The following is a 16235-nucleotide window of genomic DNA, read 5'->3' as shown; positions in this document are numbered from 1 at the left end:
ACATGACGGTGATCTTCGCGAACTCTCAGACCGCGAAGATCACCACCGTCGACTACAAGCAGCAGTTGATCAATTACCCAACACTTTCTGAGGCGACTGCGGAGGCGGCTCCAGCGGCCCGTCACCCGGCCGCACACCGGCCCGCCATACCCGGCGCGCCTCCGCCTCCGCCCGCTCCCGCGCCCGCACCGCGATCCCCAGCCCGCCCATGACCAGCAGGAACTGGGCGGCGCAGTAGGTGGCCATCACCCAGAACGCCTGCCCCGGCAGCGCGGGCCACCCCGCGAGCCCGCCCGCGATCAGCGCGTCCGACAGCAGGAACAACCCGCCGCCCGCCGCGGCCGTGCGCCCCACCCCCGTCGCCCGGCAGGCCATCAGCGTCAGCAGCACCGCGTACGCGGCGACCGGCACCCGCAGCCCGGCGGGCAGGCCGGGCCAGAGCAGCACCACGAGGACCCCGCCCGCGAGCGCGTATCCGGCGGCCGGCCGCCACCGCACCCCGGACCGCCCGAACAGCACCAGATAGCAGACGTGACCGGCCGCGAAGCAGCCCATCCCCGCGAGGAAGGCCGTCTCGTGGTCCACGAGGAGGAGGACGTCGCCGCCCCAGCCGCACAGCAGAGCCGCGACCAGGGCCCGGGGCCCCCGCGCGTTCACGACGAGCAGCGCGAGCAGCGGCAGCAGCAGGGGCTTGGCGACGAGATGGCCCGGCTGCCACTCCGCGAGCAGACTGCCGAGGTCGACGAGGACGGCCAGGGCGAACAGCCCCAGCAGCCAGGCCGTGCGCAGTTCCTGGGCGAACACCCGCCCCTCGTACGGCACCCGCAGGCGCGGCCGGCGCGCGCCCGCCGCACGCGGCTCCCTCACGCCGTGCCCCCGGCGGGACGGACCACCGGCTCGGGCTCCGGCTCAACCGCCTGCGCCCCCGGCTGCGGCTGCCATCCCGGCTCCCGGAACAGGTGCCCGGCCTTGGCCGCCGGCGTCGGCGCGGCGCGCACGTCCCGGGCGATGGCCGCGTACTCGTGGGTGGCGACGCGCAGCGGGTTGTAGGTCTCGATGTTCTTGGTCAGCCCGTAGACCGGGCGCTCGGTCTCGGCCGCGAAGGACCCGAAGAGCCGGTCCCAGACGATGAGGACGCCGCCGAAGTTCCGGTCCAGGTAGCTGCCCTGGGAGGCGTGGTGCACCCGGTGGTGGGAGGGCGTGTTGAATACGTACTCGACCGGCCGGGGCAGCCGGCCGATCCGCTCGGTGTGAATCCAGAACTGGTACACCAGGCTGACGGAGGAGCAGAAGGCGAGCGCGGCCGGGTGCACACCGCAGGCGATCAGCGGCAGATAGAACGGCCAGGAGGTGATGCCCGTCCACGGCTGGCGCAGCGCGGTCGAGAGGTTGAACCGGCGGCTGGAGTGGTGGACGACATGGCCGGCCCACAGGATGCGGATGACGTGGTGGCCGCGGTGGGACCAGTAGTAGAAGAAGTCCTGGGCGAGCAGCATCAGCAGGACGGTCCACCACAGGACGGGCACCCGGGCGGGCGTCAGCTCGTACACCGCGGTGTAGATCGCGACGACGGGGATCTTCCAGAGCAGATCGGTGAAGAGGCTGCCCAGCCCCATGGTGATGCTGGTCGCCGCGTCCTTGGCCGCGTACCCGGCGGCGTCCTCGTCGGGGTGGAGGCGGTAGCTCACCGCCTCCACGACGGTGAGCAGGACGAAGGCGGGGATCGACCACAGCACGACATCGGGCAGGTTCGGCATGCGTGCACGGTAGGGCCGCGGCCGGTCCGGCGGATAGATGTCCTTACCGACAAGTAAGCAGTCTCCCGGCGCCCCGGATTCTGTGCGTTCCCGACAGTGGCGCCCCGGGCGGACCGCCCCTCCAGCGGGGTCCGGGAGCGCCAGCCGGGGCCGACCCGGCGTCAACCCGCCGTGACCGGGGCCCACTTGTGCCCGCGGGCCACCGCACCCCGCCCGGCCACGGCCCTCGCGCCCATGGCCCGCGACCGGGCGCGGACGCTGTCGGTGGCGGCCCGTATTCTCTGTGACCATGCTCGACGACCGTACGACCGCAGCGACGACGTGGCCGACCGCCTACCCCGAGGGGTACGCGGTCGTCGACGTGGAGACCACCGGCCTCGCCCGGGACGACCGCATCGTCTCCGCTGCCGTCTACCGGCTCGACGCCCGGGGCGCGGTGGAGGACCACTGGTACACCCTGGTGAACCCGGAGCGGGACCCGGGCCCGGTGTGGATCCACGGTCTGACGTCCGATGTGCTCGCGGGCGCGCCCCTGTTCGGCGAGATCGCGGCCGAGTTCGCCGCCCGGCTGGAGGGCCGGGTCCTGGTCGCCCACAACGCCAGTTTCGACTGGGGGATGATCTCCCGGGAGTACGCGCGCTCGCGCGGCGAGGCCCCGACCCGGCAGCGGCTGTGCACCATCGCCCTGGCCAAGGAGCTGCGGCTGCCGCTGCCCAACCTCAAGCTGGAGTCGCTGGCGGCGCACTTCGGGGTGGTGCAGCAGCGTGCCCACCACGCCCTGGACGACGCCCGGGTGCTGGCCGAGGCGTTCCGCCCGAGTCTGCACGCGGCGGCGCGGGACGGCGTCCGGCTGCCGCTGCTGGAGTGCCGCCCGCTCACCGAGTGGTCCGACTCCCCCGCCGCCCCGCGCGTCGGCTACCAGTCCTCCTACGGGCACCGCACCTGGCGGCCCTCGCGCCGGCGGCCGGCCTGCCCGTACCCCAACCCCGGCCGGTACGAGCCGGGCAAGCGGCTGGTGCAGGGCATGCGGGTGGCGTTCTCCGGCGACACGTCCACCGAGCGCGAGCTGCTGGAGGACCGCGCGGTCGAGGCGGGCCTGCACATCGCCACCAGCGTGTCCCGGCTCACGAGCCTGCTGGTCACCAATGACCCGGGCGCCTCCACGTCCAAGTCGGTGAAGGCCGCGGCCTACGGCACCCCGGTCGTCGACGAGGCGGCCTTCACCCAGCTCCTGGCGGACGTGGCCCCGGCGCCGGGCGGCGGCCAGGCGAAGCCCGCGAGCGAGGGCCCGGCACCCGCATCGGAGTGAATTGCGCGGCGACTCGCCCCGGGCCGCCCGTCCACCGCGCGGAACCGTTTCACCCTGTGGCGCATGGCACGTTGCGAGGTTTGCGGAAACGACTACGGCATGTCCTTCGAGGTGCACGCGCAGGGCGCGGTGCACGTCTTCGACTGCTTCTCCTGCGCCATCCACCGCATGGCGCCCATCTGTGAGCACTGCCGGGTCCAGATCATCGGGCAGGGCGTCGAGGCGGAGGGCCACTGGTACTGCGGGGCGCACTGCGCCCGCGCGGAGGGGAGGGCGGGCATCGTGGACCGGGTGTGAACCGGACGGACCGGACAACGGGCCCGGGCCCGACCCGACCCCGTTGTCCGGTCCGTCCGGGAGTGCGGGTACGGTCGACGCCGTGTACCGCTTCCTGTTGACCCGGCAGTGGGTGATCCTCACCCTGCTCGCCCTCGTGCTCATCCCCACCATGGTCGAGCTGGGCTTCTGGCAGTTCCACCGCCACGAACGCCGGGTCGCGCAGAACGAGCTGATCGCGAAGAGCCTGGACGCGAAACCCGTCGCCGTGGCGGACCTCACCTCCCCCGGCCACACCGTCCCGCGCGCCGACTACTGGCGCACCGTGCGGGCGACCGGCACCTTCGACACCGAGCACGAGGTCGTGGTGCGCCGGCGCACCAACGCCGACGACCGGGTCGGCTTCCATGTGCTCACCCCGCTGGTCCTCGCCGACGGCCGGGCCGTCCTGGTCAACCGCGGCTGGGTCCCCGCCGCCGCCGACCAGCGCGCCTTCCCCGAGGTCCCGGCCCCGCCCGCCGGCACGGTGACCGTCACCGGCCGCCTCAAGGCCGACGAGACCACCGGCGCCAGCGGCATCAAGGACCTGGCCGGCCTCCCGCCGCGCCAGGTCATGCTGATCAACAGCGCCCAGCAGGCCGAGCTCCTGGACCGCGAGGTCCTCGGCGGCTACGTCGAGCAGACCGCTCCCGCGGCCGGCGCCAAGGGCCCCGAACAGATCCCCGAGCCCGACCACGCCTCCATCGGCGCGCACATGGCGTACGCCGTCCAGTGGTGGCTGTTCGCGGCGGCCGTGCCCGTCGGCTGGGTGATTCTCGTCCGCCGGGAGAAGCAGGACCGCGCCGCCGCTGCCGGGAAGGGCGCCCCGGAGCCCGCCCCCGCCGCTGCTTAACGGGCGACTGAGCAGGGAACACGCCTCAGCGTGACCCAACGCATCGAGGACTACGCCGTCATCGGCGACCTGCAGACAGCCGCCCTGGTCGGCGCGGACGGTTCGATCGACTGGCTGTGCCTGCCCCGGTTCGACTCCGCCGCCTGCTTCGCCGCTCTCGTCGGCGACGAGGAGAACGGCCACTGGCGGCTCGCGCCGAAAGGGGCCGACCGCTGCACCCGGCGCGGCTACGTCGGCGACTCCCTGGTGCTGGAGACCGTCTGGGAGACGCGCACGGGCACCGTCCGGGTGCTCGACTTCATGCCCCAGCGGGACACCTCCCCCGACGTGGTCCGCATCGTCGAGGGCGTCAGCGGCAGCGTCGAGATGGCCGGCACCCTGCGGCTGCGCTTCGACTACGGCTCGGTGGTCCCCTGGATGCGGCGGGTGGACGGGCACCGGGTCGCGGTCGCCGGGCCCGACTCGGTGTGGCTGCGCAGCGAACCCGAGGTCAAGACCTGGGGGCAGCAGTTCAGCACCTGCTCCGCGTTCACCGTCGCCGAGGGCGAGTCGGTCGCCTTCGTGCTCACCTGGCACCCCTCGCACGAGGAGCGGCCGGGCCGGGTCGACCCGCACGAGTCCCTGCGGCACTGCCTGGAGGACTGGGCGTCCTGGGCCGCGCACTGCACCTACGAGGGCCCCTACCGCGCCGAGGTGATGCGCTCCCTGATCACCCTCAAGGGCCTCACCTACGCCCCCACGGGGGGTATCGTCGCCGCGCCCACCACCTCCCTGCCCGAGGAACTGGGCGGGGTGCGGAACTGGGACTACCGCTTCTGCTGGCTGCGGGACTCCACCCTCACCCTCGGCTCCCTGGTCGCGGTCGGCTATCTGGCCGAGGCGGCGGCCTGGCGGAACTGGCTGCTGCGCGCCGTCGCGGGCGACCCCGCCGACCTCCAGATCATGTACGGCCTGGCGGGCGAGCGCCGGCTCCCCGAGTTCGAGGTGAACTGGCTCGGCGGCTACGAGGGCTCGGTCCCGGTCCGCGTCGGCAACGACGCGGCCAACCAGCTCCAACTGGACGTCTACGGCGAGGTGATGGACTCGCTGTTCATCTCCCGGCAGGCGGGCCTGGCCCCCGAGAAGCACGTCTGGAACCTCCAGTTGAGCCTGCTCGGCTTCCTGGAGTCCACCTGGCGCGAACCGGACGAGGGCCTGTGGGAGGTACGCGGGCCGCGCCGCCACTTCGTCCACTCCAAGGTCATGACCTGGGTCGCCGCCGACCGCGCGGTGCGCACCCTGGAGAACGACCGCTCCCTGCACGGCGAGGTCGAACGCTGGCGGGCCATGCGGGACGAGATCCACCGCGAGGTGTGCGAGAAGGGCTTCGACCCCGAGCGCAACACCTTCACCCAGTACTACGGCTCCCGGGAACTCGACGCGGCCACCCTGCTGATCCCCCACTCGGGCTTCCTGCCGCCCGACGACCCGAGGGTCCTCGGCACCATCAAGGCGGTCCAGGAGGAGCTGTCCGACGGCCCCCTGGTGCGCCGCTACAGCACCGCGGCCGGGTCGGTGGACGGCCTCCCCGGCGGCGAGGGAACGTTTCTCGCCTGCTCGTTCTGGCTCACGGACGCGCTGTGCATGACCGGCCGCCACGAGGAGGCCCGCGAACTGTTCGAACAACTGCTGGCGCTCCGCAACGACGTGGGGCTGCTCTCCGAGGAGTACGACCCGGTCGCCGGCCGGCTGCTGGGCAACTTCCCGCAGGCGTTCAGCCACATCGGACTGGTGAACACGGCCCTCGCGCTCCAGCCCCGCGACACGGCAGGATAGAGCCATGGATCTTGGACTGAAGGACCGTGTCTACGTCGTCACCGGCGCCTCCCGGGGCCTGGGCAACGCCACCGCCCGGGCGCTGGTGGCCGAGGGCGCGAAGGTCGTCGTCACCGGCCGGGACGAGAAGACCGTCGCGGACGCCGCCGCGGAACTCGGCGCCGGGGCGGTCGCCCTGGCCGCCGACAACGCCGACCCGGGCGCCGCGGAACGCCTGATCGCCGCGGCCCGGGCGCACTTCGGGCGCTTCGACGGCGTGCTGATCAGCGTCGGCGGCCCGTCCCCCGGCTTCGTCGCGGACAACACGGACGAGCAGTGGCAGTCCGCGTTCGAGTCCGTCTTCCTCGGGGCGGTGCGCCTGGCCCGCGCGGCGGCCGCGGAGCTGTCCGAGGGCGGGGTGATCGGCTTCGTGCTCTCCGGTTCGGTGCACGAGCCCATCCCCGGTCTGACCATCTCCAACGGCCTCCGCCCGGGCCTCGCGGGCTTCGCCAAGTCCCTCTCGGACGAGCTGGGCCCACGCGGCATCCGCGTCGTCGGCCTCCTCCCCGCCCGCATCGACACCGACCGCGTCCGCGAGCTGGACGCGCTCTCCGGCGACGCGGAGGCGGCGCGCGCGGCGAACGAGTCCCGCATCCCGCTGCGGCGCTACGGCACGCCGGAGGAGTTCGGCACGGTGGCGGCGTTCCTGCTCTCGCCGGCGGCGTCCTACCTGACGGGCGTGATGCTCCCGGTCGACGGCGGCGCGAGGAGCGGGTTCTAGACCCCCGCCCCGAGGAGCCGCCGGCGGGCGCGCCCGCACGGGGGGGGACCGTGCGGTATGGCCCGGGCCCGGCGCTCACCCCGGGGCGTCGGTCGTCAGGCGCTCGCGCCTGGGAGACCGTCCCGCCCGTTCCGGGTCGGCGAGTGAGCCGAAGGGGCGCGCGGGTGCCGAAAGGGAGGGCGCGCGCAGGCGCCGAGGAACGAGGTGGCGAGCACGGCCGACCGTCGGGACCCGCTGAAAGCGCCCCGGAGGCGAACCGAGCCCTCAAGAGAAGGGGCCCCGGAGGCGAACCGAGCCCTCAAAAAAAGGGGCCCCGGAGGCGAACCGAGCCCTCAAAAAAAGGGGTCACACAACCCGCTCGGGGCGGTGTTTGGAGGCGCGGAGGCGGGCCTCCGCCGGGAGGGGCGCGAGGCCCGTGGACTGTTCCGCGTGGGTGAGGACCTCGCCCACCAGCCGCGTCAGCGTCTCCGCGGGCGCGGCATGCGGTTCGAGGCGCAGCCGCAACCTCGCCTCCGGCGCCGTACGGCGGCGGCCCGCGAGTGTCACCGACGCCTGGGACACCCCGTCCAGGGACTCCGCCTCGGCCGTCATCACGGACTCCAGGGCCCGGCCGCGCAGCAGCGCCCCGTCGCCGTCCCCGCTGTCCACCAGGACCTCGGCGAGGCGGGAGCGGCGCAGTTGGGCGAGCAGCCACCACAGGGCCAGCAGGACGAGTACCGCGAGGACGGCGATGACGGTCGGCCACCACCAGCCCTCCTCGCGCCACCGCGCCCGGTCCGCGTCGCTGAGGAGGACGTCGCCGGGCCCGTACCAGGGCCACCAGGAGGGCACCGAGAACCCGGCCCCGGCCGCCAGCGCCGCGCCGCCCGCGCAGACGAGGGCGAGCCCCGCGAGCCCGATCAGGATCCGGTTGACCACTGGCCGCACGGTGCTCACCCCTTCTTCCCGGAGGGCCGCCCGACGCGCACGGCGAGGGCCGGCGGGTGCGCGAGGCCCAGCTCCCGCAGCCCCACGGCCAGCGCGGCGTCGAGGTCGGTGCGGACCTCGTCGAGTTCACGGAAGTGCGACAGGGCGCGCACCGACGCCTTGCGCCGGCCGACCTTGACACGGACGGACTGCACGCCGGAGACCTCCATCGCCCGGTCGCGCAGCGCCAGCGCGGCGGCCTCCCGGTCGAGCCCGGCCCGGACCCCGTCCCGGACGCTCCGCATCGGCAGCAGCGCGCGCAGCCCGGGGGTGGCCGCGAGGAGGATCAGCCAGAGGCCGACGAGGACCACGGCCCCGGCGACCGCGAGCACCGCGACCTCGTCCAGGCGCCAGCTCGCCAGATGGTCCGCGAGCCACCGGCGCCACTCCATGGCGGGCCGGTCGGCGCGCACGGCGGCCACGTCGTAGAGCAGCAGCCCGGAGGCGCCGAGGACGACGAGCGCGAGCAGGGCGGCGGGGACGCGGCGGGCGGACCAGAAGCGGCCGGTGCGCCCGCCCTCGCCGCCGTCGGCCGCGGGGACGGGTTCATGAGCGGCGGCCGAGGAGGTCTGGGCCAGCTCCAGGGTGTCACCGGCGGACTGCTCCCCGGCGTCGCCGGGCGCGGGACCGGTCATCGGATCCTCTCCTTCGCCGTGCCGCGCGAGTGGGCGGAGTGCAGCCGCTCGACCTGCACCGCGACCTCGGGGACCGTCATCCCCGCGAGGTCGTTCACGCGCTCGGTCACCCGGCCGCGCACGGCGGCGCACTGGCCGCCGATGTCGGAGGGGTAGTCGAGTTCGAGGCTGACCCGGACCCGGGCGATGTCGTGGTGCACCACGACCATGGCGCTGGGCGCCGCGCCACCCTGGGGCACCGCGTCCAGCGCCTCACGGGCGGCCCGGGCGGCGATCTTGGCGACGACGCGGTCGGCGATCGTCGTCGACCCGCGTTCGGCCGCGGGCACCCGGCGCGGCGGCACGGCGGACACGTCCCCGGTGGACACTCCGCCTCACCGCCGTCCGTCGCGGTCGCGGCCCCGGAGGAAGTCGCCGACCTCCAGGTCGCCGTCGAGGAGCCGGCCGACGACGAAGCCGACCGCTCCCAGGGCCGCGACCAGCAGGAAGGCCCCGAATCCGCCGAAGTACCCGGCGAACGCGAGAGCCATGCCGGCCAGCATGCCGACCAGGGCCATGCTCATGATGGGCTCCTTCTCCTGGGTGGGCTTGCGCTATCGGATGCGAGGTTCCGTGTCGTCGTCGTCTTCCTCGTCGGGCAGCTTGACGTCGCTGACGGCGATGTTGACCTCGACGACCTCCAGGCTGGTCATCCGCTCGACCGCGGAGACCACGTTCTCCCGTACGTCGCGGGCGACATCGGCGATGGAGTAGCCGTAGTCGACGACGATCTCCAGGTCCAGCGCGGTCTGCACCTCGCCGACCTCGGCCTTGACGCCGCGGGTGACGCTGGACTTGCTGCTGCCTCCGGGAACGCGGTCGCGGACCGCGCCGAGGGTGCGGGAGAGCCCGCCGCCCATCGCGTGGACGCCGGCGACGTCCCGGGCGGCGAGCCCGGCGATCTTCTCGACGACGCCGTCCGCGATCGTGGTGCGGCCGCGCACCCCTGCTTCGTCGCGTTTGCTGAGGGCGGTCCGGCGGGAGCCGTCTCCCTGGTCACCGGAGGTGTGCTGCGGTCGGTTGCGCTCGCCTGCCTCGCTCATCGCGTGATCCTTTCCGGGCGGGTGTGTCCTCCCCCGGGCCGGGCTCCCCCGCCGTGCGCGGCCGACTGTGTGCCCCGGCCGGCCGGACGGGTTCGACCCCTGCCCACAGTAAGGGCGGATGCCCACTCCCGCGCCGGGGATGCGGCAGCCGGGCGCCACGGGGCGGAAGTCCCCCGGAACGGCGAACGGCCGGTGCGGCCGTGCCCCGGGCGGGGGCGCGGCCGCACCGGCCGCAGGGGCCGGGGGCGCCGGGTCAGTCGGACAGACCGGCGAGATCCCGCAGCCGGCGGGCCTGCGCGGCGCGCTCCGCGGCGCGCTGCTCGTCGTAGGTGCGGTCCGCCGCGCCCTGGAGGAGCGCCTTGGTCTCGATCACGGCGTCCCGGGGGGCGGCGATCAGCGCGGCGGCCAGGTCGGCCACGGCGGCGTCGAGTTCGGCGGCGGGGACGACGAGGTTGGCCAGGCCGGTGCGCTCGGCCTCCTCGGCGTGGACGAAACGCCCCGTCGCGCAGATCTCCAGCGCGCGGGCGTAGCCGACGAGGGAGACGAGGGGGTGGGTGCCCGTGAGGTCCGGCACCAGACCGAGGCTGGTCTCGCGCATGGCGAACTGCACGTCCTCGGCGACGACTCGGAGGTCGCAGGCGAGGGCGAGCTGGAAGCCCGCGCCGATCGCGTGTCCCTGGACAGCGGCGATCGTCACCAGGTCGGCCCGCCGCCACCAGGTGAACGCCTCCTGGAACTCGGCGACGGCGGCGTCGATCTCGGCGTCGGCGCTGCGCGCGAGGTCGATGAAGGACGGCTCGCCGTCGAAGCCCTCGGGGGTGAAGGCCTGCCGGTCGAGGCCCGCGGAGAAGGACTTGCCCTCGCCGCGCAGCACCACGACCCGCACGTCGCCCGGCAGCGACCGGCCCGCCTGCGTCAATGCCCGCCACAGCGCGAAGTCCTGGGCATTGCGCTTGTCCGGCTTGGCCAGTGTGACCGTGGCGACGGCGCCGTCGACGGTGAGTCGTACGCCGTCCTTGTCCAGCACGGGGTCGAGCGAAGTCATGAGACGCCTCCGGTTCGGTGCGGTACGCCCGCGACTGGCGGGCTACTGCACAGTAACCACCCGGGGGTCCATCGGACCGACCGGGTGGTCACCGCGAGAGAACCGCGTCGACCGGAGAGCTTCTCGCCGACGCCAGGCTCAGGCCGAGGGGGCCTTCTTGCCTCGCGTCGCTCCGCCGCGTCCGCGCAGGACCACTCCGGACTCACTGAGCATCCGGTGGACGAACCCGTAGGAGCGGCCGGTTTCCTCGGCCAGCGCCCGGATGCTCGCACCGGAGTCGTACTTCTTCTTCAGGTCTGCCGCGAGCTTGTCGCGCGCGGCGCCGGTCACCCGGCTGCCCTTCTTCAGAGTCTCGGCCACCCGTGCCTCCTCATGGGAAGTGCGCTCTGGACTTCTCATGATCACCCCTCCCGCCCGTCCTGGCCACCCATTCGACAAGGTCGGTACGGAACGCATGGGCGCGGTCACAGCGGCGATCACGAGCGGAACGCGACCCTCCACTCGTGCCGCCGGACACCCCGACCGGCCCGACCCGCCGAAACGGCAGGTCAGAGGCGTCGGCCGGAGAAGGGCCCGGGACAGGAGCGGAGTGATCCCGTCCGCCAGCCGCCACGCCGGGGTACGAGACGGCCTCACACAGATGACGGATCACCGGTAGGCCGAATGATCCATACGGAGATCCATACGGAGTGGATCAGCGGGCTTCCCCGCCGGGCCCGGCGGAGGTCAGGCGAGCGCGACCAGGTCCGCGTAGTCGGCGCCCCACAGGTCCTCGACGCCGTCCGGCAGCAGGATGATCCGCTCCGGCTCCAGCGCCTCGACCGCGCCCTCGTCGTGGGTGACGAGGATGACCGCGCCCTTGTAGGTGCGCAGCGCCCCGAGGATCTCCTCGCGGCTGGCCGGGTCGAGGTTGTTGGTGGGCTCGTCGAGAAGGAGGACGTTGGCCGAGGAGACCACCAGGGTGGCCAGCGCGAGCCGGGTCTTCTCGCCGCCCGAGAGGACGCCGGCGGGCTTGTCCACGTCGTCGCCGGAGAACAGGAAGGAGCCGAGGGTCTTGCGGACCTCGACCAGGTCGAGGTCGGGGGCGGCGGAGCGCATGTTCTCCAGGACCGTGCGGTCCGGGTCCAGGGTCTCGTGCTCCTGCGCGTAGTAGCCGAGCTTGAGGCCGTGGCCGGGGGTGACGGCTCCGGTGTCGGGCTGCTCCACGCCCGCGAGGAGGCGGAGCAGGGTGGTCTTGCCGGCGCCGTTGAGGCCGAGGATGACGACCCGGGAGCCCTTGTCGACGGCCAGGTCGACATCGGTGAAGATCTCCAGCGAGCCGTACGACTTGGACAGGCCCTCGGCCGTGAGCGGGGTCCGGCCGCAGGGGGCGGGCTCGGGGAAGCGGAGCTTGGCGACCTTGTCGGAGACCCGCACCTCCTCCAGGCCGGAGAGCAGGCGCTCGGCGCGGCGGGCCATGTTCTGCGCGGCGACCGTCTTGGTGGCCTTGGCGCGCATCTTGTCGGCCTGCGAGTTGAGGGCGGCGGCCTTCTTCTCGGCGTTCTGGCGCTCCCGCTTGCGGCGCTTCTCGTCGGCCTCGCGCTGCTGCTGGTAGAGCTTCCAGCCCATGTTGTAGACGTCGATCTGCGAGCGGTTGGCGTCCAGGTAGAAGACCTTGTTGACGACCGTCTCCACGAGGTCGACGTCGTGGGAGATGACGATGAAGCCGCCGCGGTAGGTCTTGAGGTAGTCGCGCAGCCAGACGATCGAGTCGGCGTCGAGGTGGTTGGTCGGCTCGTCGAGGAGGAGGGTGTCGGCGTCCGAGAAGAGGATGCGGGCCAGCTCGACGCGGCGGCGCTGACCGCCGGAGAGGGTGTGCAGCGGCTGGGTGAGCACCCGGTCGGGCAGGCCGAGGGCGGCGGCGATGGTGGCCGCCTCCGCCTCGGCGGCGTACCCGCCCTTGGTGAGGAACTCGGTCTCCTGGCGCTCGTACTGCTTGAGGGCCTTCTCGCGGGTGGAGCCCTGGCCGGTGGCGATGCGGTCCTCGTTCTGGCGCATCCTGCGCAGCAGGGCGTCGAGTCCCCGGGCGGAGAGGATCCGGTCGCGGGCGAGGACGTCGAGGTCGCCGGTGCGGGGGTCCTGCGGGAGGTAGCCGACCTCGCCGGAGCGGCTGATGGTGCCGCCGGCGGGGATGCCCTCGCCGGCGAGGCACTTGGTGAGCGTGGTCTTGCCGGCGCCGTTGCGGCCGACGAGACCGATGCGGTCGCCCTTCGCGATACGGAAGGAGGCGGACTCGATGAGGACGCGCGCACCGGCGCGCAGCTCGATACCGGAAGCGGTGATCACGGGGGACATACTCCAGGGCGTGATGGACGGCGGAAGGAACGGTGAGCGACGCTTCGACGCCGTCTAATGCACAGGGAGATATGCCATACGGCCCAGTCTAGCGGGACGGGGCAAGTACTTTTCCGGGTCCGGGCGCACCGTGACGGGCGCCACGGCCCGCCGCCCGGGGCCCCCGGAAAAGGGGCGGAGCGGGGCGGGGCGACCGATACTCGCCGGGAGCAGCGGACTCCACCACAGGACCCCCCATCCGAAGGCGGTCGCCCATGCGGTTCGACGACGACGCCGAGTTGGACACCTCGGAGGTCAGCGACGTCCGGGGCAGCCGCGTCCCCGGCGGCCGGGCCACGGTCGGCGGCGGGATCGCCGCCCTGATCGCCCTGCTCCTCGGCCTGTTCTTCGGGGTGGGGCCGGAGCAGCTCGGGCTGTCCTCGGGCGACGAGGAGCCGGCCGCGACGGCGTCCAGCCAGGCCGAGGTGGCGCAGGCGTGCCGGAGCGGGGCGGACGCCAACCGCCGGGACGACTGCCGGATCGTGGCGGTGGTCAACAGCGTCCAGGACTACTGGCGGGCGGAGTTCCAGCGCCGGCAGGGGCGGTACGCGACCGCGCGGACGGTGCTGTTCACCGGGCAGGTGGGCACCGCCTGCGGGTCCGCGACCTCGGCGGTGGGGCCGTTCTACTGCCCGGGCGACCGGCAGGTCTATCTCGACCTCGGCTTCTTCGACGAGCTGCGGGGCCGGTTCGGCGCGAGCGGCGGCCCGTTCGCCCAGGCGTATGTGGTCGCCCACGAGTACGGGCACCACGTCCAGAACCTGACGGGAGTCCTGGGGCGGGCGCGGGACGGGCGGCAGGGCGCGGGCAGCGACGCGGTCCGGGTGGAGCTCCAGGCCGACTGCTACGCCGGGGTGTGGGCGCGGCACGCGACGACGACGCCGGACGACCGGACCGGCCGGCTGCTGCTGACCGAGGTGACGGAGGCCGACATCCAAGACGGCCTGGACGCCGCGGCGGCGGTCGGCGACGACCGGATCCAGGAGCGCTTCCAGGGCCGCGTCACACCGGAGTCGTGGACGCACGGCTCCTCGGCGCAGCGGCAGCAGTGGTTCGCGACCGGGTACCGCACCGGCGACATGGCCCGCTGCGACACCTTCCGCTGACGGCCGGCCCGGCGCGCGCGGGCGTTGTCAGTGGCGGGTGCCAGACTGAGACGTGGATCACATCGTGTCGCCGAGGAAGTGAGGAGTGATCGCCGTGACCCAGTCGCCGGGCATCTGCCCGACCCTGGTCTACGAGGACGCCAAGGCCGCCGTCGGGCAGCTCACGGAGGCGTTCGGCTTCACCGTGCACGCGCTCTACGAGAACGAGGACGGCTCCGTCGCCCATGCCGAACTCACCTTCGGGAACGGCATGGTGATGCTGGGGAGCAGAGGCACGGGCAGTGAGTTCGACAAGGTGATGCGGGGCTCGGGCCCGGTGGGGGTCTTCGTCCATGTCGACGACGTGGACGGCCATCACGCCAGAGCGGTGGAGCACGGCGCGGAGATCGTGATGCCGCCGACCGACCAGGACTACGGCGCCCGGGACTACATGGCCCGGGACCGCGAGGGGAACGTCTGGAGCTTCGGCACGTACACCCCGGGGGCGGCGGAGTCGGCGTAGCCGCCCCCCCGGGGTGCGCGGTGGCGCGGGGTCAGACGCCGCCGGTGTGCACCTGGAAGGCGGCCCGGCGGACGGCCTTGGCGAGGGCGGGGTCCGGGTGGGCCGCCGCGAGGGCGACGAGCACCTGCACGGTGCGCGGGTGGCCGCCCGCGCGGACCTCCTCGATCAGGGCGGGCACGGTGCCCTGCACGGCGGAGTCCAGGTGGCGCAGGAGCAGCTGCGGCTCGCCGTGGTCGGCGACGGCGGCCGCGGTGTCGACCCAGAGCCAGGTGGCCTCCTCGCGGGTGAGGATCTCGGCCGCCTCCTCGGGGTCGGCTCCTTCGTACTCGGCGAGCCAGAGGAGGGCGTAGGGCCGCAGGGAGGGTTCGGCCGCGGCCGCGCGCACCTCGGGTTCGGCGGGGGCGCCGACGACCCGCAGGGCCTCGAAGGCGAGGCCGCGCAGCAGGGCGTCCTCGCCGCGGGCGACGGCGAGGAGTTCGGCGACCGCGCCGGCGACGGTACGGGCGGCGAGCCAGGCGCGGTACTCGGCCCGGGCGGGGCCGGGGGTGAGGCGGGCGCAGCCGCGGAGCATGTCCTCGGCGGACTGCTCGATGTTGCCCGCGGGACTCTGCGCGGCCACGCAGATCTGCTCCAGCTTGACCCAGACCGCCCAGTTCCCGAGGGGGGTGAGGGTGGCCTGGCCTCGGTCCAGGGTCAGCGCGCCGACGGAGGCGAGCCCGTCCAGGGCCCAGTCCAGGAGCACGGAGACGGGCACGTCCTCGACCGCGGGCTCCGGCGCGGCGAGCCCGTCCGGGGCGGGCAGCTCGCAGCGCTCCTCGCGCAGCTCGGCCACGCGCTGCTGGAGGAGGTCCAGCAGGGCGGGCTTGGGCACGGGCCCGGCGGAGAGCTGGAGGAGGGAGAGCACCTGGGGCACGGCCTCGACGACCTCGGCCACGCCGGTGGGCACCAGCTCCTCGGCGGCGGGGTGGGCCAGCGACCACGCGTCGAAGAGGGCGACCCAGCCGCGCAGGACCGCCATGTCGTCGCGGTCCCAGGCGCGCAGCCGCCAGCCGGGGCGGGCGGTCTCGCCGTGCATCTCGATGAGTCCGGCCAGCCGGGCGCGGTCCCAGCCCGCGCGCACCTCGTCCGGGGTCAGGTCCAGGGCTGCGGCGGCCCGCTGCCGCGCCTCGGGGAGGGAGCGGGCGGAGCCGGGCCCGCGTTCCACCGCCGCCCAGCGGGCGATCCGCACGGCGTCGGCGAGGACCGCGCGGGCCTGTCGGGCCAGCTCGGCGGGGGCGGGGGTGCCCTCGGGTGGACGGGTCGCCGGACGGGTGCGCCGGGTCGTCACGGCCCGTCGCGCCGTGGCCAGCGACCGCGGGCGGACAAGACGGAGTCTGGAGTTGCGCGCCAACTGCTCATCAGGCTTTCGGGACGTCACAGGGAGCAGTCTTCCCGCTGTCGGCCCGAAAGCCCAAACGGAGCCCCCCGAACCGCCCCGGGGGGCGCCGCGGGACCGGCCGGGGCCGGGGGCGGCGACGGCGGGAGCCCCAACTCGGGAGCCCGCGCGGTACGGCCCGGGCCGGGGAGGGCCCCGCCCGGGCACCGGCGGCGGACGCCGCGAACGCGGGAGCCCTTTCGCCCCGGCCCGGCGCCCGCGCCCGCGCCCGGGAGACCGTGCGAGACAGACCGGGCCCGGCGCTCACCCCGGGCCGCTGGAGGGCGAGCGCCCGCGCGTCGG

General features: G+C 74.1%; 18 protein-coding genes. 7 read left to right on the top strand and 11 right to left on the bottom strand.

Annotated features, from left to right (window positions below; genetic code table 11):
• Positions 1-69: 69 nt before the first annotated feature.
• Entirely contained in the window at positions 70-765 is a 696-nt protein-coding gene (locus ABZ457_RS27890) for a lysoplasmalogenase (protein ID WP_359162846.1), read from the bottom strand.
• A gap of 98 nt (positions 766-863) precedes the next feature.
• Positions 864-1757, bottom strand: a complete 894-nt coding sequence (locus tag ABZ457_RS27885) for a sterol desaturase family protein (protein ID WP_359162835.1) — start codon at positions 1755-1757, stop codon at positions 864-866.
• 289 nt (positions 1758-2046) lie between these two features.
• Between ABZ457_RS27885 and ABZ457_RS27880 the strand changes: the two genes are divergently transcribed.
• The 5 genes from ABZ457_RS27880 to ABZ457_RS27860 all read left to right on the top strand — a co-directional run bounded on the left by ABZ457_RS27880 (position 2047) and on the right by ABZ457_RS27860 (position 6809).
• On the top strand, positions 2047-3066 hold the full coding sequence (locus ABZ457_RS27880) for a DEDDh family exonuclease (RefSeq protein ID WP_359162832.1): 1020 nt from the start codon (positions 2047-2049) through the stop codon (positions 3064-3066).
• A 63-nt stretch (positions 3067-3129) separates the two neighbouring features.
• Positions 3130-3363 (top strand): hypothetical protein, encoded by a 234-nt coding sequence (locus ABZ457_RS27875; RefSeq protein WP_005319131.1) that lies wholly within the window; start codon positions 3130-3132, stop codon positions 3361-3363.
• 82 nt (positions 3364-3445) lie between these two features.
• On the top strand, positions 3446-4234 hold the full coding sequence (locus ABZ457_RS27870) for an SURF1 family protein (RefSeq protein WP_359162828.1): 789 nt from the start codon (positions 3446-3448) through the stop codon (positions 4232-4234).
• Between the two features lie 30 nt (positions 4235-4264).
• Positions 4265-6049 (top strand): glycoside hydrolase family 15 protein, encoded by a 1785-nt coding sequence (locus tag ABZ457_RS27865; RefSeq protein ID WP_359162825.1) that lies wholly within the window; start codon positions 4265-4267, stop codon positions 6047-6049.
• A 4-nt stretch (positions 6050-6053) separates the two neighbouring features.
• Positions 6054-6809: an SDR family oxidoreductase gene (locus tag ABZ457_RS27860; protein ID WP_359162822.1), complete on the top strand. Its 756-nt coding sequence runs from the start codon at positions 6054-6056 to the stop codon at positions 6807-6809.
• 345 nt (positions 6810-7154) lie between these two features.
• On the opposite strand, the gene amaP is transcribed toward ABZ457_RS27860, so the two are convergent.
• From amaP to ABZ457_RS27820, 8 genes are all read right to left on the bottom strand, one after another.
• Positions 7155-7736: an alkaline shock response membrane anchor protein AmaP gene (amaP, locus tag ABZ457_RS27855; protein WP_359162843.1), complete on the bottom strand. Its 582-nt coding sequence runs from the start codon at positions 7734-7736 to the stop codon at positions 7155-7157.
• A 5-nt stretch (positions 7737-7741) separates the two neighbouring features.
• Positions 7742-8410, bottom strand: coding sequence for a DUF6286 domain-containing protein (locus ABZ457_RS27850; protein ID WP_359162819.1), 669 nt, complete (start codon positions 8408-8410; stop codon positions 7742-7744).
• The gene (locus ABZ457_RS27845; RefSeq protein ID WP_359162841.1) at positions 8407-8763 is read right to left on the bottom strand and encodes a hypothetical protein; all 357 of its coding nucleotides are present in this window, start codon (positions 8761-8763) and stop codon (positions 8407-8409) included. The genes ABZ457_RS27850 and ABZ457_RS27845 overlap by 4 nt, the downstream gene beginning before the upstream one ends.
• A gap of 21 nt (positions 8764-8784) precedes the next feature.
• Positions 8785-8973, bottom strand: coding sequence for a hypothetical protein (locus ABZ457_RS27840; RefSeq protein WP_018848560.1), 189 nt, complete (start codon positions 8971-8973; stop codon positions 8785-8787).
• 30 nt (positions 8974-9003) lie between these two features.
• Positions 9004-9492, bottom strand: coding sequence for an Asp23/Gls24 family envelope stress response protein (locus tag ABZ457_RS27835; RefSeq protein ID WP_359162815.1), 489 nt, complete (start codon positions 9490-9492; stop codon positions 9004-9006).
• Between the two features lie 253 nt (positions 9493-9745).
• Complete coding sequence (locus ABZ457_RS27830; protein ID WP_359162812.1) at positions 9746-10537, bottom strand: enoyl-CoA hydratase/isomerase family protein; 792 nt, start codon at positions 10535-10537, stop codon at positions 9746-9748.
• Positions 10538-10675: 138 nt separating this feature from the next.
• Positions 10676-10897: a helix-turn-helix domain-containing protein gene (locus ABZ457_RS27825; protein WP_018848563.1), complete on the bottom strand. Its 222-nt coding sequence runs from the start codon at positions 10895-10897 to the stop codon at positions 10676-10678.
• Positions 10898-11263: 366 nt separating this feature from the next.
• Positions 11264-12862 (bottom strand): ABC-F family ATP-binding cassette domain-containing protein, encoded by a 1599-nt coding sequence (locus tag ABZ457_RS27820; protein ID WP_359162808.1) that lies wholly within the window; start codon positions 12860-12862, stop codon positions 11264-11266.
• A gap of 263 nt (positions 12863-13125) precedes the next feature.
• On the opposite strand from ABZ457_RS27820, the gene ABZ457_RS27815 reads away from it, so the two are divergent.
• Together ABZ457_RS27815 and ABZ457_RS27810 are read left to right on the top strand one after the other, a co-directional pair.
• A complete protein-coding gene (locus ABZ457_RS27815) occupies positions 13126-14016 on the top strand; it encodes a neutral zinc metallopeptidase (protein WP_359162805.1) in 891 nt (296 codons plus the stop codon).
• 85 nt (positions 14017-14101) lie between these two features.
• Positions 14102-14518 carry a VOC family protein gene (locus ABZ457_RS27810; RefSeq protein WP_359162802.1) on the top strand — a complete coding sequence of 139 codons (417 nt, stop codon included), beginning with the start codon at positions 14102-14104 and terminating at the stop codon, positions 14516-14518.
• Between the two features lie 31 nt (positions 14519-14549).
• Here ABZ457_RS27810 and ABZ457_RS27805 read toward each other — a convergent pair whose 3' ends face one another.
• The gene (locus ABZ457_RS27805; protein WP_359162838.1) at positions 14550-15845 is read right to left on the bottom strand and encodes a hypothetical protein; all 1296 of its coding nucleotides are present in this window, start codon (positions 15843-15845) and stop codon (positions 14550-14552) included.
• Positions 15846-16235 lie beyond the last annotated feature (390 nt).

This window comes from Streptomyces sp. NPDC005805 (assembly GCF_040630445.1).
In the GTDB taxonomy this organism is placed as follows: domain Bacteria; phylum Actinomycetota; class Actinomycetes; order Streptomycetales; family Streptomycetaceae; genus Streptomyces.
Note: the sequence above shows the minus strand (reverse complement) of the source record. Positions and strands in the feature narration are given on the sequence as shown.